The organism is Azotobacter tropicalis, assembly GCF_059739045.1.
In genome coordinates this window covers 3,188,801-3,203,554 of sequence record NZ_AP046059.1, presented here as the reverse complement: position 1 = coordinate 3,203,554, position 14,754 = coordinate 3,188,801, and the positions used below count along the sequence as shown (strand labels likewise).

The 14,754-nt window shown below is 68.8% G+C and carries 10 protein-coding genes and 4 pseudogenes; 4 read left to right on the top strand and 10 right to left on the bottom strand.

Annotated features, from left to right (window positions below):
• Positions 1-26: 26 nt before the first annotated feature.
• From Atro_RS15115 to Atro_RS15090, 6 genes and pseudogenes are all read right to left on the bottom strand, one after another.
• Positions 27-998, bottom strand: a complete 972-nt coding sequence (locus Atro_RS15115; RefSeq protein ID WP_497923524.1) for a peptidoglycan DD-metalloendopeptidase family protein — start codon at positions 996-998, stop codon at positions 27-29.
• A 129-nt stretch (positions 999-1,127) separates the two neighbouring features.
• The gene (gene phoU, locus Atro_RS15110; RefSeq protein WP_497923522.1) at positions 1,128-1,871 is read right to left on the bottom strand and encodes a phosphate signaling complex protein PhoU; all 744 of its coding nucleotides are present in this window, start codon (positions 1,869-1,871) and stop codon (positions 1,128-1,130) included.
• 65 nt (positions 1,872-1,936) lie between these two features.
• Positions 1,937-2,770 (bottom strand): phosphate ABC transporter ATP-binding protein PstB, encoded by an 834-nt coding sequence (gene pstB / locus Atro_RS15105; protein WP_497923520.1) that lies wholly within the window; start codon positions 2,768-2,770, stop codon positions 1,937-1,939.
• Positions 2,771-2,850: 80 nt separating this feature from the next.
• Positions 2,851-4,520: pseudogene (gene pstA / locus Atro_RS15100) on the bottom strand (phosphate ABC transporter permease PstA).
• A gap of 22 nt (positions 4,521-4,542) precedes the next feature.
• The gene (locus tag Atro_RS15095; RefSeq protein ID WP_497923519.1) at positions 4,543-6,828 is read right to left on the bottom strand and encodes an ABC transporter permease subunit; all 2,286 of its coding nucleotides are present in this window, start codon (positions 6,826-6,828) and stop codon (positions 4,543-4,545) included.
• Positions 6,829-7,069: 241 nt separating this feature from the next.
• Positions 7,070-8,038, bottom strand: a complete 969-nt coding sequence (locus Atro_RS15090) for a phosphate ABC transporter substrate-binding protein PstS family protein (RefSeq protein WP_497923517.1) — start codon at positions 8,036-8,038, stop codon at positions 7,070-7,072.
• A 265-nt stretch (positions 8,039-8,303) separates the two neighbouring features.
• On the opposite strand from Atro_RS15090, the gene Atro_RS15085 reads away from it, so the two are divergent.
• Complete coding sequence (locus Atro_RS15085; protein WP_497923515.1) at positions 8,304-8,702, top strand: acyl-CoA thioesterase; 399 nt, start codon at positions 8,304-8,306, stop codon at positions 8,700-8,702.
• A gap of 109 nt (positions 8,703-8,811) precedes the next feature.
• Entirely contained in the window at positions 8,812-9,726 is a 915-nt protein-coding gene (locus Atro_RS15080; protein ID WP_497923513.1) for a D-hexose-6-phosphate mutarotase, read from the top strand.
• A 40-nt stretch (positions 9,727-9,766) separates the two neighbouring features.
• Here the strand turns inward: Atro_RS15080 and Atro_RS15075 are convergent, their stop codons facing one another.
• From Atro_RS15075 to Atro_RS15065, 3 genes and pseudogenes are all read right to left on the bottom strand, one after another.
• Entirely contained in the window at positions 9,767-9,943 is a 177-nt protein-coding gene (locus tag Atro_RS15075; RefSeq protein ID WP_497927743.1) for a hypothetical protein, read from the bottom strand.
• 3 nt (positions 9,944-9,946) lie between these two features.
• A pseudogene (locus Atro_RS15070) lies at positions 9,947-10,000 on the bottom strand (hypothetical protein); the annotation flags it as partial.
• A pseudogene (locus Atro_RS15065) lies at positions 9,997-11,339 on the bottom strand (catalase). The pseudogenes Atro_RS15065 and Atro_RS15070, both read right to left, overlap by 4 nt.
• Before the next feature lie 198 nt (positions 11,340-11,537).
• On the opposite strand from Atro_RS15065, the pseudogene Atro_RS15060 reads away from it, so the two are divergent.
• Positions 11,538-12,301, top strand: a pseudogene (locus tag Atro_RS15060) (class I SAM-dependent methyltransferase).
• Between the two features lie 45 nt (positions 12,302-12,346).
• Here the strand turns inward: Atro_RS15060 and Atro_RS15055 are convergent.
• A complete protein-coding gene (locus Atro_RS15055; RefSeq protein ID WP_497923511.1) occupies positions 12,347-12,742 on the bottom strand; it encodes an RcnB family protein in 396 nt (131 codons plus the stop codon).
• A gap of 331 nt (positions 12,743-13,073) precedes the next feature.
• Between Atro_RS15055 and Atro_RS15050 the strand changes: the two genes are divergently transcribed.
• Positions 13,074-14,744: a SagB family peptide dehydrogenase gene (locus tag Atro_RS15050; RefSeq protein ID WP_497923509.1), complete on the top strand. Its 1,671-nt coding sequence runs from the start codon at positions 13,074-13,076 to the stop codon at positions 14,742-14,744.
• Positions 14,745-14,754: the final 10 nt, after the last annotated feature.

Genomic DNA, 14,754 nt, shown 5'->3' with positions numbered 1-14,754 from the left:
AGAGGCTCCGGCCCGCCTTGCTGCGGTCAGTCGCCGCCGACGGCGAAGTTCGGCAGGGCGTTGACCGGCTGGCTGAACTGGAAGGGAATCGATTCCACCGCCAGACCGACGTTGCGCTGCACCACGAAGTGCAGATGCGGTCCGGTGCTGCGGCCGGTGTTGCCGGAGCGGGCGATCGGCGTGCCGGCCTGTACCCGCTGTCCCTCGCTCACCCGCACCGAGCCCTCCTGCAGGTGCAGGTAGACGCCCATGGTGCCGTCGTCGTGGAGGATGCGCACCTGGTTGCCGCCCGGATTGGGGCTGCGTCCGCGCTGGTCGTTCTCGGTATGCACCACCACTCCGCCGCGGGCGGCGACGATCGGCGTGCCCACCGGCATGGCGATGTCCACGGCATGCCGGCCCTTGGGGGTGTAATGGCTGTACTGGCCGTTGGAGCCCTGGGTCAGGCGGAACGGGCCGCCGCGCCAGGGCAGCGGATAGCGGTGCGGCAGCGGACGCAGGCGCGGATCGCCGAGGGCATGGCGCAGCTTGGGGGTATAGCGCAGCGGCTTGTCCGGATCGCGTGCGGCCAGCGTGGTCAGGCGGATCTGGCTGCGCGGCGGCACGATCCAGCGGATCGGGCCGTTCGGCGCGCCGCTGACGTTGCCGAGGTCATCCAGGGTCAGCTCGACCTCCACCGGTGCGAACATGTCGTTCTGCACCTGCAGGGTGTGGCCGCCGCCATGCTTGAGGGTATTCAGACGCACCCGCTCATCCGGCGCGTCGCTCCGCGACATGCCTCCCGGCAGCCGTGCCGGGGCGGGTTGCAGGCTGCGGAAGCTGCGCAGATCGCGCAGCCCGCGCCCGGGCTGGATGACATGGACGACCCGCGCGCCCGGCCGGGCCTGGTCGCCGTAGCTCACCATACCGTTGTCGTCGACGTGCTTGTAGATGGTCACGGCCGTCGCCGGTGCGGCCAGAGCGAAAAGAGCGGCGAACAGTAACGGACGTCCCAGCATCGATGCATGACTCAACAAAATGGACGGAGCGCGAAGACTATCAGTGCCGCCCGCTTATCGCGAGACGGCCAAATCAAGCCTGTGACGAAGACGGCGCCCGAGCCGACGAATGGCAAGCCGGCGTCCGCCTCACTTCTGGGCGGGCGTTTCGTCGGCCCCAGACTCTCCGGCCGGCTTCTTGCGTGCCAGCCCGGTATGGCGCACATCGGTACCGCGCACCAGATAGATTACCAGTTCGGCGATATTGCGCGCATGATCGCCGATGCGCTCCAGGGAGCGCAGCACCCAGATGACGTTCAGCACCCGGGAGATCGAGCGCGGGTCTTCCATCATGTAGGTGACCAGCTCGCGCAGGGCGGTCTTGTACTCGCGGTCGACGGTCTTGTCGTACTGCGCCACCGACAGCGCCAGGTCGGCATCGAAGCGGGCGAAGGCGTCGAGCGCCTCCTGGACCATCTTGCGCACCTGTTCGCCGATGTGGCGGATTTCCACGTAACCGCGCGGCGACTCGCCCTCCTCGCTGAGCAGGATGGCGCGCTTGGCGATCTTGGTGGCCTCGTCGCCGATCCGCTCGAGATCGATCACCGACTTGGAGATGCTGATGATCAGCCGCAGATCGGAAGCCGCCGGCTGGCGGCGGGCGAGGATGCGGATGCACTCCTCGTCGATGCTGCGCTCCATCTGGTTGGTCTGGGCGTCGATCTCGCGCACCTGGGCGGCGAGTCCCGAGTCGGCCTCGATCAGGGCGGTGACCGCATCGTTGACCTGCTTCTCGACCAGGCCGCCCATGGCCAGCAGGTGGCTGCGCACATCCTCGAGTTCGGCGTTGAACTGCTGGGAGATATGCAGGGAAATGTTGTCTTTGTCGATCATGGTTCGCTCCGCGCAAAAGCTGAAGGCATCAAGCCGCTTGGTCGTGGTCTTCGCTCGGCCGGCCGCTAGCCGTAACGACCGGTGATGTAGTCCTCGGTCTGCTTCTGCGCCGGGTTGGTGAACAGGGTGTCGGTATCGCCGTATTCGATCAGCTTGCCCATGTACATGAACGCGGTGTAGTCGGACACCCGCGCGGCCTGCTGCATGTTGTGGGTGACGATGACGATGGTGTACTTGGACTTCAGCTCGAAGATCAGCTCCTCGACCTTGAGGGTGGAGATCGGGTCGAGCGCCGAGCAGGGCTCGTCGAGCAACAGCACCTCCGGCTCCACGGCGATGGTGCGGGCGATCACCAGGCGCTGCTGCTGACCGCCGGAGAGGCCGAGGGCCGAGTCGTGTAGGCGGTCCTTGACCTCGTCCCACAGCGCCGCGCCCTTCAGCGCCCACTCCACCGCCTCGTCGAGCACGCGCTTCTTGTTGATGCCCTGGATGCGCAGGCCGTAGACCACGTTCTCGTAGATGCTCTTGGGGAAGGGGTTGGGCTTCTGGAACACCATGCCGACCCGCCGGCGCAGTTCGGCGACGTCGACGCCCTTGCGGTAGATGTTCTGTCCGTCGAGGTTGATCGCGCCGTCGATCCGGCAGCCGTCGACCAGATCGTTCATCCGGTTGAAGCAGCGCAGCAAAGTCGACTTGCCGCAGCCGCTCGGGCCGATGAAGGCGGTCACCCGGTTCCTCGGGATGTTCAGCCGGACGTCGTGCAGCGCCTGCTTCTCGCCGTAGAACAGGCTGAGGCCGGGCACCTCGAGGGCCACCGGCTCGCTGGCGAGGTCAAAGGTCTGCTTCTTGCGGCCGAGGGCATCGAGGTCGATGCCGTGGCTGGGGGATTCGTGTCGCATGACTCACTCCGTTCAAGCGTGGAGCCCGAAGCCGGCCGGCCGACCGCTCGTGAGGCCGGCCGTCGGCTTCCAGCCGGTGTTTAGTGTTCCAGCGCCTTGTACTTCTCGCGCAGGCGGTTGCGGATGTACACCGCGCTCAGGTTGAGCAGGGCGATCACCAGCACCAGCAGCAGCGCGGTGGCGTACACCAGCGGGCGGGCCGCCTCGACGTTGGGGCTCTGGAAGCCGACGTCGTAGATGTGGAAGCCCAGGTGCATGATCTTCTGGTCGAGGTGCAGGTACGGGTAGTTGCCGTCCACCGGCAGCGAGGGTGCCAGCTTGACCACGCCGACCAGCATCAGCGGCGCCACTTCGCCGGCGGCGCGGGCCACGGCGAGGATCATGCCGGTCATCATCGCCGGGCTGGCCATCGGCAGCACCACCTTCCAGAGCGTTTCCGCCTTGGTCGCGCCGAGCGCCAGCGAGCCTTCGCGCAACGCCCGCGGGATGCGCGCCAGGCCTTCCTCGTGGCGACGATCACCACCGGCACGGCGAGGATCGCCAGGGTCAGCGAGGCCCACAGCAGGCCCGGCGTGCCGAAGGTCGGCGCCGGCAGGGACTCGGCGAAGAACAGCCGGTCGATCGAGCCGCCCAGCACGTAGACGAAGAAACCCAGGCCGAACACACCGTAGACGATCGCCGGCACCCCGGCCAGGTTGTTCACCGCGATGCGGATGATCCGGGTCAGCAGCCCCTGCTTGGCATACTCGCGCAGGTAGATCGCCGCCAACACGCCGAACGGGGTGACCAGCACCGCCATGATCAAGGTCATCATCACGGTGCCGAAGATCGCCGGGAAGATGCCGCCCTCGGTGTTGGCCTCGCGCGGCTCGTCGCTGACGAACTCCCAGAGCTTGGCGAAGTAGAAGCCGAGCTTGTCGACGGTCCCCATGGCGTTCGGCCGGTAGGCGTGGACCACCTTGCCCAGGCTGATCTCCGCCTCGCGGCCGTCGGCCGTGCGCACCAGCATGCTGTCGCGATTGAACGCCTGCTGCAAGGCGACCAGCTGGCTTTCCAGCTTCTGGTATTCGCCGTCCAGCTGGGCGCGCTCGGCGGCCAGATCGGCCTGGGCAGCGGCATCCAGACGCCCCTGCAGCTCCAGCGCACGGGTCGTCAGGCGCAACCGCTCGAGGGCATGGTTGATGTGGCCGATGTCCTGCTTCTCCAGCCGTTCCAGCTGCTCGTACAGCTCGGCGACCCGCTCGATGCGTGGCAGCAGGGCATTCCAGGCCGCTTCGCCCTCGGCCACCAGCTGGCCGTTCTCCTTCACGCCGAGCAGGTAACCGTAGAAGTTGCCCCATTCGCGGCGCTCGACCGCCATCAGGGTTTCCGGCTTGCGCGGATTGGCCAGCCACTCGCCGACCACCCAGCTGAAGTCGGCGCCGTACAGCTCGCGGTTGCCGACCTTGAGCAGCTCGCGGGTCATGAACTCGCCGCCGTCGACATCGACCGGCAGGCCGCTGGCGGCCAGCCGCGCGCGTGGCACCTCCTCGACCTCCACCACCTCGCCGGCCAGCAGCCGGGCCTCCTGGCCGGGAATGCGGTAGTCGGCCTCCAGCACGTCGGCCGGCCAGAAGTGGCCGAGACCACGCACCGCGATCAGCGCCAGCAGGCCGATGGTCATGATCACGGCGATGGACACGCCGCCGCCGGTGAACCAGATCCAGGGCGAGCCGCTCTTGAACCAGGTCTTCAGATTTTGCTGTTTCACGGTCGTCTACCTTATCTCGAGCTCAGAGCGACGAATATTTCTTGCGCAGGCGGGTACGGATCATCTCGGCCGCGGTGTTCATCACGAAAGTGAAACTCAGCAGCACCAGCGCGGCGAGGAACAGCACGCGGTAGTGGGTGCTGCCGACCTCCGACTCGGGCATTTCCACCGCGACGTTGGCCGCCAGGGTGCGCAGGCCCTCGAAGATGTTGATGTCCATGATCGGCGTGTTGCCGGTGGCCATCAGCACGATCATGGTCTCGCCGACGGCGCGGCCGAGGCCGATCATCAGCGCCGAGAAGATGCCGGGGCTGGCGGTGAGGAGCACCACGCGGGTCAAGGTCTGCCAGGGCGTCGCACCGAGGGCCAGGGAGCCGAGGCTGAGGCTCTTGGGCACGCTGAACACGGCGTCCTCGGCGATCGAGTAGATGTTCGGGATCACCGCGAAGCCCATCGCCAGGCCGACCACCAGGGCGTTGCGCTGATCGAACGGGATGCCCAGATCGTTGCTCAGCCAGAGGCGCATGTCGCCGCCGAAGAACCAGTTCTCCAGGTGGCCGCTCATGCCCAGCGCGAAGGCGCCGACGGCGAGGATCACCGGGATCAAGAGGGCCGCCTCCCAGCCGTCCGGCACGCGCAGGCGGATGCTCTCCGGCAGGCGGCTCCAGGCATAGGCGGCGGCGAGGATGCCCAGCGGGGTCAGCAGCAGCAGGCTGAAGATGCCCGGCAGGTGGGACTCGACGTAGGGGGCGAGGAACAGACCGGCGAAGAAGCCGAGGATCACCGTGGGCAGCGCCTCCATCAGCTCGATCACCGGCTTGACCTTGGTGCGCATCGCCGGGGCCATGAAGTAGGCGGTGTAGATCGCCGCGCAGATGGCCATCGGCGCGGCCAGCAGCATGGCGTAGAAGGCCGCCTTGAGGGTGCCGAAGGTGAGCGGCGAAAGGCTCAGCTTGGGCTCGAAGTCGGTGTTGGCGGAAGTCGACTGCCAGACGTATTGGGGCTCGTCGTAGTTCTCGTACCACACCTTGCTCCACAGGGAGCTCCAGGAAATTTCCGGGTGCGGGTTATCGAGTTCGAAGTCCTGCAACTGGCCGGCGGACTCCACCAGCACCCGGTCGGCGCGCGGCGACAGGGCGCCCAGCGCGCCGGCACCGGCGACCGGCTCGACGAGCAGGGTGCGATGCGCGGTGCTGTGGAACACGCCCAGGTTGCCGGCGGCGTCCAGGGCGAGGAAGCCCTTGCGGCGTTCTTCCGGAAGGATCTGCACGATGGGGCGGTCGGCCAGCTGGAAGCCGCGGACGCTCTTCAGCTCGGAGCCGTTCTCGCCGCGCGCCATGAACCACTGCTGGATGCCGCCCTTGGAGTCGCCGACCATCAGCGAGATGCCGCCGAGCAGGGCCGCCACCTCGGTCACCTCGGCCTGGGGGTCGGTGAGCAGCTTGTAACGGCCGTTCAGCTGCTGCTGGCGCAGGTCGAACACATCGGCGGTGGAGCGCCCGCTGATCACGTACAGCCAGAGCTGGCGCGGATCGATCAGCACGCTCTTGACCGGCTCGGCGATCTGCGGCAGCTCGAGACGCCGCTCGCTCAGGGTGGTCTCGCCGGTCAGCAGATTCTCTTCGCGGCCCAGTTCCAGGGCCAGCACCTGATTGCCGGTCGCGGCGGCCAGCAGCAGCCCGTCGCTGCCGACGTTCATCGCCACCCGATGCAGCGGCCGGCCCTGCGGATCGAGCTGGATCGGCGCCTCGCCGAACGGGTACTCGATGCTCGGGGTGATGGTCTTCTGGTTATTCGGATAGGTCACCCGGTAGGTGTGAGCGAACACCAGCGCCTGGCCGTTGGAGAGGCCCAGCACCAGGCGGTTGCTGCCCGGCTGGTCCTGGCCCAGGGACACGACCTCGGCTCCCGCGGGGATCGGCAGCGCGACCTGGCTGAGCAGCTTGTCGCCGGCCGCCTCGAAGAACTGCACCTGGCCGCGGGCGTCCAGCCGCATGGCGACCTGGTTCTGCTCCTCGACCGCCATCAGCAGGGCCTTGCCCTGCTCGGCCAGCCAGGCCGGCCGCTGCGGCTCGCCACGCGCGCTCAGCTCGGCACCCTGAAACATCGGCAGGACCACCTGGGCCAGATAGAAGAAGATCAGGGTGATGGCGCCCAGCACCGCCAATCCCCCCACGCTGACGTACCAGCGCGCCAGGCGGTCCTGCAGGGCGCGTCGCCGACGCTTGCGTTGCAGGGCGGGCGTATTGAAGTCCAGGCGCGGCGTCTGGGGAGCAGCAGTGGAAAGGTCTTTGGCCATGTCGGTCATCATTAGGGCTCGGTTGCATGGGCGTTCAGCTGGCCGTCGAGGAGCGGCTGCACCGGCTTCGCGGCCTGGCCTTCGCTCGCCGTTACTCCAACGACCATCGGCCGGCGGCACTCTAATCGCCATCTATGACAGAAAGATTACAGAGCGATGACGTGCCAACGCCCACCACTCACCACGAGTGGCGGGCGCTGCGCATCCCGCTCTCAAGCCCCGGCGTCCGTGCCGGGCGGAAAGCCTCGAATTAGAGGCCGAGCTCCTGCAGGGTCTTGTCCACGACCCGCTTGGGCAACGGAATATAGCCGTCCTTGACCACCACTTCCTGGCCCTGCTTGGACAGGACCAGCTTGACGAACTGCGCCTCCAGCGGGCTCAGCGGCTTGTTCGGCGCCTTGTTCACGTAGACATAGAAGAAGCGCGCCAGCGGGAACTTGCCGGCCAGGGCATTGGTCTCGTTGGCCTCGAAGGGCTCGCCGCCCTTCTTCGACAGCGGCACGGCGCGCACGCTGGAAGTCTTGTAGCCGATGCCGGAGTAGCCGATGCCGTTCAGGGTGCTGGACACCGATTGCACCACCGAGGCGGAGCCCGGCTGCTCGTTGACGTTGGGCTTGAAGTCGCCCTTGCAGAGGGCTTCTTCCTTGAAGTAGCCGTAGGTGCCGGACACCGAGTTGCGGCCGAACAGCTGGATCGGCTTGGCCGCCCACTCGCCGGTCAGACCCAGATCGCCCCAGGTCTTGATGTCCTTGGGACCACCGCACAGGCGGGTACTGGAGAAGATGGCGTCGACCTGGGCGATGTCCAGGGACTTGATCGGGTTGTCCTTGTGCACGAACACCGCCAGGGCGTCGATGGCCACCGGCACGGCGGTCGGCTTGTAGCCGTGCTTCTGCTCGAAGGCCTGCAGCTCGTTGTCCTTCATGGCGCGGCTCATCGGGCCGAGGTTGGCGGTGCCTTCGGTGAGCGCCGGCGGCGCGGTGGAGGAGCCGGCGGCCTGGATCTGGATGTTGACGTTCGGATACTGGCGCTTGAACTCTTCGCCCCACAGGGTCATGAGATTGGCCAGAGAGTCGGAACCGACGCTGGACAGGTTGCCGGAGACGCCGGAAGTCTTCTCGTAGGCCGGCAGGGCCGGGTCGACGGCGGCTACCGCGCTCGCGGTCGTCACACCAGCGGCGACGAACGTCATGGCCGCCATCAAACGCTTCAATTTCATGCCTTGCTCCCAAGCAGGACGATGTGGGTCGGATCGCGGGCCAGTATCGGGAGGCCGCATGACTACTCTATGAATGGAACATGACAACTTTATGACCTTAGCCGACCCCGGGGAACTTTTCCCGTTCGCCCCGCCACAGCGGCGGAACAGGCTACCGGCAGCCGGCGCTTGACATTTCCGCGCCGGCCACCCTCGCCTGCCGCCCGGCCTTGCCGTTATAATCGGAGCTCCCTGCCTCCCGCTCAGCGCCCGACGAACCGACCCCATGAACGAACTCGAACAGGACGACCCGGTGCCCCAGGGCGATCTGGCTCTGCAGATCACTGCGCTGCCCCGCGATGCCAACGGCTTCGCCGACATTTATGGCGGCTGGCTGGTCGCCCAGATGGACCTCGCCGGCACCGCCACCGCCAGCCGGCTGGCCGGCGGGCGGGTGGCCACGGTGGCGATCGACCGCATGGCCTTCATGGTGCCGGTGGCGGTCGGCGCCCAGCTCTCCTTCTATACCAAGCTCCTGCAGCAGGGCCGCAGTTCGATCCAGATGCTGGTCGAGGTATGGAGCGACGACCCGCTGTCCAGCGAATGGCGCAAGGTGACCGAGGCGGTGTTCGTCTTCGTCGCCATCGACGGCGGCGGCCGCACCCGCGCGGTGCCGCGCCGTTAGGGCGGCGCGCCCGCCCTCCCCTCGCCGAGCAGCCCCCCTTTCCGCGTGATGGAGCTTTTCCGTCGCGCGGGATCTAATAAGTCAGCATCTGCCTCGAGAGGAACTCGTCATGAATCAACCATTAACCGGCCCTCAGGTCGAACGGATCGAGATGGGCGAGCTGCCCTGCTGGCGGGTCAGGACCGCCTCGGCCGAGCTGCTGGTCGCCGAACAGGGCGCCCAGCTGCTCAGCTACCAGCGCGACGGCGAACAGCCGCTGATCTGGCTCAGCGAGCAGGCGGAATTTCGCCGCGGCCAGTCGGTGCGCGGCGGTGTGCCGGTCTGCTGGCCCTGGTTCGGCGACCTGGCACGCAACCCGGCTGGGGTGCGCGCCATGCGCGAAGGGCACAATGCGGCACCGGCCCACGGCGAGGCGCGCGGTCGCGACTGGCAGCTGCAGGACATCGCCAAGGAGAACGGCGCGGTGACCCTGACCTTCAGCCTGCCGCAAGCGGCGGCCGGCGCGCTGCCGGACTGGCCCCATGCGCTCGACCTGACCCTCGCCATCCGCCTCGACGAGCGCCTCGACCTCTGCCTGACCACCCACAACCGCGGCAGCTACCGGGTCGCCCTGAGCCAGGCGCTGCACACCTACCTGGCGATCAGCGACATCCGCGAGGCGAGCATCGAGGGCCTCGACGGCCTGCGCTACATCGAAACCCTGGAGAACTGGGACGAGCGCCACCAGCACGGCATCCTGCACTTCACTGGCGAGACCGACCGCATCTACCTGGACACCCCGCCGCGCCTCGACCTGGTCGATCCGGGCTGGAAGCGGCGGATCTGCCTCGAAGCCAGCGGTTCGCACTCGGCCATCGTCTGGAACCCCTGGATCGACAAGGCCGCCCGCCTCTCGCAGTTCGCCGACGACGCCTGGCAGCGCATGCTCTGCATCGAGACGGCCAACGTGCTGGACGACGCCGTGGAGCTGGCGCCCGAGCAGAGCGCCACCCTGGCCCTCAGCCTGTGGAGCGAACCGCTCTGAACCGGCGGGACCTCGGGGTCCCGCCGGCGCCCGTCCCGTCTCAGCGGCTGCCCTCCTCCGCCTGACCGTCGGAGTAGGTCGGTCCGGGCCGGTCCTCGCCCGGTGCCGGATGGCCGTCGAGCGGCGGCAGGCCCCTGGCCTTTTCCAGATCGACTCCCGCGCCCTCGGCCACCCGCCGGCCGTAGTCCGGATCGCAGTGCCAGAAGTGCCAGACCATGCGCAGCGCGATGCTCTCCGGACACTGCCGGAGGTCGGCGGCCAGGTTGGCGATCAGCTCGTCCCGCTCCCAGTCCTCGAAGGTCCGGTAGCGCTCGCCGGCCTGCCGGTAGTCGGCCCCGGTGCGGCTGATCCGGTAGCGCCCCAGGTGCCCCGCGATCCATTGGCGGTAGTCGCGGGCCGGCTTGGCCGCTTCGCCCAGACCGCCCTGGCTGCTCGGCTCGTAGTTGACGTGCGGATCTCCCCGCCGCTGTCGACGCTGAAGGCCATCTGCCCGTCGCGCTGGTTGGTGGCAAAGGGACATTTCGGCGCGTTGATCGGCAACTGCAGGTAGTTCGGGCCGACCCGGTAGCGCTGGGTGTCGGAGTAGGACAGGGTGCGCCCCTGCAGCATCTTGTCGTCGGAGAAGTCGATGCCCTCGACCAGCACGCCGGTGCCGAAGGCCGCCTGCTCGCTCTCGGCGAAGACGTTGGCGGGGTTGCGGTCGAGCACCAGGCGGCCCACCGGCAGCAGCGGGAACCGGTCCTCCGGCCAGCGCTTGGTGTCGTCCAGCGGGTCGAAGTCCAGCTCGTCGTGGGCGTCGTCGGACATGATCTGCACGCACATCTCCCATCCCGGGAAGTCGCCGCGCGCGATGGCCTCGTACAGGTCGCGGGTGGCGTAGCCGATGTCGTGTCTCTGGATCTCCGCGGCCTCGGCGGCGGTGAGGTTCTTCACCCGAGTTCGGGCTCGAAGGAGAACTTGCAGAGCACCGCCTCGCCGGCGTCGTTGACCAGCTTGTAGGTGTTCACGCTGGAGCCCTGCATGTGCCGGTAGTCGGCGGGAATGCCCCAGGGGCTCTTCACCCAGGTGACCATGTGCAGCGCCTCCGGGTGGAACTGCACGAAGTCGTAGAAGCGCCAGGGCTCCTGGCGGTTGCTGAGCGGATCGGGCTTGAAGGCGTGGATCATGTCCGGGAACTTGATCGGGTCGCGAATGAAGAACACCTTGAGGTTGTTGCCGACCAGGTCCCAGTTGCCGTCCTCGGTGTAGAACTTGATGGCGAAGCCGCGCGGGTCGCGGGCGGTCTCCGGCGATTCGCGGGCGCCGATCACCGTGGAGAAGCGCAGGAACACCGGGGTGCGCACCCCAGCGCGGGTCAGCACCTTGGCCCGGGTGTACTTGCCGGCCGGCTCGGCGCCGATCCGACCGTAGGCCTCGAACCAGCCGTGGGCCGCGGTGCCGCGGGCGTGCACCACGCGCTCGGGAATCCGCTCGCGGTCGAAGTGGGTGATCTTCTCGATGAACTGGTAGTTCTCCAGGGTCGCCGGCCCCCGCTCGCCGACGCTGCGCAGGCTCTGGTTGTCGCGCACCGGATGGCCCTGGCGGGTGGTCAGCGTCTTGTTCTCTTCGCCCATGACTGTCTCCAAGCATGCTGCCGGTATGGAGTTATTTAGGGCTCGGCCCCGGGCCGCTGGTTCGCCACCGCCCGTCCGTTCTGCGCCGGCAAAGCTGGCAGACCCGCCATGGATCCCGGCCATCCGGCCTGATAGCGTTGATTCGGCCGCGAGCGCCAGGTAACCCACCCTTCTCGAACCACAATGCCGGAGCCGTCCATGACAGAACCACGCGCCTTCAAGGATCACTTCTCCGCGGCGGCGGCCGGCTATGCCGCGCACCGTCCCCGCTATCCCGCCGCGCTGATCGACTGCCTGGCCGACCTCGCGCCGACCACCGCCTGCGCCCTGGACTGCGGCTGCGGCACCGGCCAGCTCTCGGTGCCGCTGGCCCGGCGCTTCGCCCGCGTGCTGGCGACCGATGCCAGCGCGGCGCAGATCGCCGCGGCCGAGCCGCATCCGGGCGTGGAATACCGCGTCGCCCTCGCCGAGGACAGCGGCCTGCCGCCGGCCAGCGTCGACCTGGTCACGGTCGCCCAGGCGGCCCACTGGCTCGATCTCGAACGCTTCTACGCCGAAGTGCGGCGGGTCGCCCGGCCGGGCGCGCTGCTGGCGCTGATCAGCTACGGGTGCTGCAGGTGGAGGGCGCGCCGGCGCCGCTGGTCGAGCACTTCTATTACCGGGTGCTCGGCCCCTGGTGGCCGGCCGAGCGGCGCCACGTCGAGGAAGGCTACCGGCGCCTGCCCTTCCCCTTCGCGGAACGCCGGGCACCGGCGCTGGCGATCGAGGTGCAGTGGGCGCTGGCCGACCTGCTCGGCTACATCGATACCTGGTCCGCCGTGCGCGCCCTGGAAAAGGCCCAGGGCCGCGTGCCCCTGGAGCAGTTCACCGCCGGATTGGCCGCGGCCTGGGGCGATCCCGGGACGTGCCGCACGGTCCGCTGGCCGCTGGCGCTGCGCCTCGGCCGGGTCGGCACGCCCTGAACTCACATCGCGCTGCCCTCCCCCGCACCTTTCCGGGACGGCGACTCAGTCCAGCACGCCGTGCAGGACCTCGTGGACGGCGCCGCTGCGGCTGTCGACCAGCAACAGGCTGCTGCCGGCACGGCGCCACTCGTAGCCGCGGTACTGCGGCAGGTGCCGCAGTTGCCGGGCGCTCAGGCGGCTGCCCCAGCCGGGCGGCAGCGGCTTGCCCCTGACGATCTTCACGTGCGCCGGTACGGCCGGGCCACGGCCGATGTCGTGGCGGTGCTCGCGGATCGACTCGCGCAGCGGGCCGAAATCCGCCGGTGGCCGCGGCTGCCCATGGGCGTCGTCCTGGACTCGGCCATGCGGCGCGTGCTCGTGGGAAGGGGCGGCCAGCGCCACGGAACTGCCCAGGCAGAGCGCCAGGCCCAGGCCGGCGAATAGACGGATCGAATGCATGGAGTGCCCTCGGATCGATGCGATGGATGACGACACCGGCAGCCATTCGCGGCGCCGGGTACGGGGGCATCCTAAGCGCGCCACGGGCGGAAAAACCGTTGTCAGCCAGGCTTTACCCGGACTTTTACACAACCCCGGAAAATGTCAGGCAAACCTTACAGGCTACCGGCGCATGCACCGATTTTGCTCCTGCACCCTGTCACAAAGCCGACAATGTCGCACTGCCGCCTCTGCGGCGGCACGCAGCAACCCTTGCCAGACGGGAAAACCGTAGCCTGGTATTGCTCTTGCAGGTAAGTTCCCCCGGCCGACAAAAAAATTCCATAGAACCATGCCGACCCAGACTCCGCCCGCCGCCCTGGCGACCGTGCTGGACTACCACCAGCGCACCAAGCACCGTTTCGAGGCCTATGCCTCCGGACCCGGAACCCTCGACTGGGATGCCCAGCCGGCGCCCTTCCGCCACTTCGACGGCGCGCCGCAGATCGCCCTGCCCCGGCTTTCGGCCGTGCCGCCCGGCAGTGCCCTGCACGCCGCGCTCATGCGCCCTTTCGCCGGCCTGGACGATCCGGCCCAGGCGCCGCTGCCGCCCGACCTGGCCAGCCTCGGCGCCCTGCTGCAGCTGTCGCTCGGCCTCACCGCCTGGAAGCGCTACGGCCCGGACCGCTGGGCGGTGCGCGCCAACCCGTCCAGCGGCAACCTGCACCCGACCGAGGCCTACCTGCTGATCGCCGGCCTCGACGCCCTCGAGGACGGTCTGTACCACTATCGTCCCGAAAACCACGCACTGGAACTGCGCGCCGCGCATCCCGCCGGCGGCGGGGAGCCGCGCCTGGCCATCCTGCTCAGCTCGGTGATGTGGCGCGAAGCCTGGAAGTACGGCGAGCGGGCCTTCCGCTACTGCCAGCTGGACACCGGCCACGCCGCCGGCGCCCTGCGCTACGCCGCCGCGGCGCTCGGCTGGCGGCTCGCGGAACAGGCCCACGTCGGCAGCGACACCCTCGCGCATCTGGCCGGCATCGACCGGCTCGCCGAGTTTCCCGCCCGCAAGCGCGCCGAGACCGAACGGGAAGAGGCGGAGATCCTCCTCGCCGCGAGCTTCTGTGCCGCCGCGCCGGTGCCGCTGCAAAGCGCCGCGCTGCAGGCGCTGGCCGAGCATTCGACCTGGCACGGCGTGGCTTCGACCATCGACCGCCACCCCATGTACAGCTGGCCGACGATCGCCCAGGTGGCCGCCGCCAGCCGTCGGGAGGACCGCGTGGCGCAGCCCGCCGCGGCCCTGAAAGCTGCCCCCCCGCGCGCGCCCGGCGAGGCCGCCAAGCCGGTGCAGGCGCTGCTCGGCGAGCGGCGCAGCGCCCAGCGCTTCGACCGCCATCATCTGATGAGCCAGGCGCAGTTCGCCGCGATCCTCGCCCGGCTGCAGCCGGCCGGGCTGCCCTGGGACGTGTTCGGCGAAGCCCCGCGGATGGCGCTGGTGCTGTTCGTCGCCCGCGTCGAGGGGCTGGCGCCGGGGCTCTACCTGCTGCCGCGCAGCGAGGCGCAGCGCGACGCCCTGCGCCCGCTGCTGGCCGGGCGCTTCGCCCTCGCCCCGCTGCCCGGCCTCGAGCCCCTGCTGCACCTGGCCGACCTGGAGCCGCTCGAACTGCAGCGCGCCACCCGCAGCCTGCACTGCCATCAGGACATCGCCGCCAACGCCTGCTTCGCCCTCGGCATGCTCGCCGAGTTCGACGCCGCGCTGGCCGCCGGCGGCCCGGCCGCCTACCGCAGCCTGTACCGCGAAGCCGGACTGATCGGCCAGGCGCTCTACCTGGAAGCCGAGGCCCAGGGCCTGCGCGGCACCGGCATCGGCTGCTTCTTCGACGACCCGGTGCACGCCCTGCTCGGCCTGTCCGGCAGTGCCTGGCAGACGCTCTACCACTTTACCGTCGGCCTGCCGGTGGAGGACCCGCGCATCGAATCCGCGCCGGCCTACGCCGAGGATGCCGATACCTTCCCCCACTGATTTCCTGCGG

What these genes read in the sequence shown, in the direction of transcription:
- Atro_RS15115 (WP_497923524.1), bottom strand. Translation starts at nt 998, where the DNA reads ATGCTGGGACGTCCGTTACTGTTCGCCGCTCTTTTCGCTCTGGCCGCA.
- phoU (WP_497923522.1), bottom strand. Translation starts at nt 1,871, where the DNA reads ATGATCGACAAAGACAACATTTCCCTGCATATCTCCCAGCAGTTCAAC.
- pstB (WP_497923520.1), bottom strand. Translation starts at nt 2,770, where the DNA reads ATGCGACACGAATCCCCCAGCCACGGCATCGACCTCGATGCCCTCGGC.
- Atro_RS15095 (WP_497923519.1), bottom strand. Translation starts at nt 6,828, where the DNA reads ATGACCGACATGGCCAAAGACCTTTCCACTGCTGCTCCCCAGACGCCG.
- Atro_RS15090 (WP_497923517.1), bottom strand. Translation starts at nt 8,038, where the DNA reads ATGAAATTGAAGCGTTTGATGGCGGCCATGACGTTCGTCGCCGCTGGT.
- Atro_RS15085 (WP_497923515.1), top strand. Translation starts at nt 8,304, where the DNA reads ATGAACGAACTCGAACAGGACGACCCGGTGCCCCAGGGCGATCTGGCT.
- Atro_RS15080 (WP_497923513.1), top strand. Translation starts at nt 8,812, where the DNA reads ATGAATCAACCATTAACCGGCCCTCAGGTCGAACGGATCGAGATGGGC.
- Atro_RS15075 (WP_497927743.1), bottom strand. Translation starts at nt 9,943, where the DNA reads ATGGTCTGGCACTTCTGGCACTGCGATCCGGACTACGGCCGGCGGGTG.
- Atro_RS15055 (WP_497923511.1), bottom strand. Translation starts at nt 12,742, where the DNA reads ATGCATTCGATCCGTCTATTCGCCGGCCTGGGCCTGGCGCTCTGCCTG.
- Atro_RS15050 (WP_497923509.1), top strand. Translation starts at nt 13,074, where the DNA reads ATGCCGACCCAGACTCCGCCCGCCGCCCTGGCGACCGTGCTGGACTAC.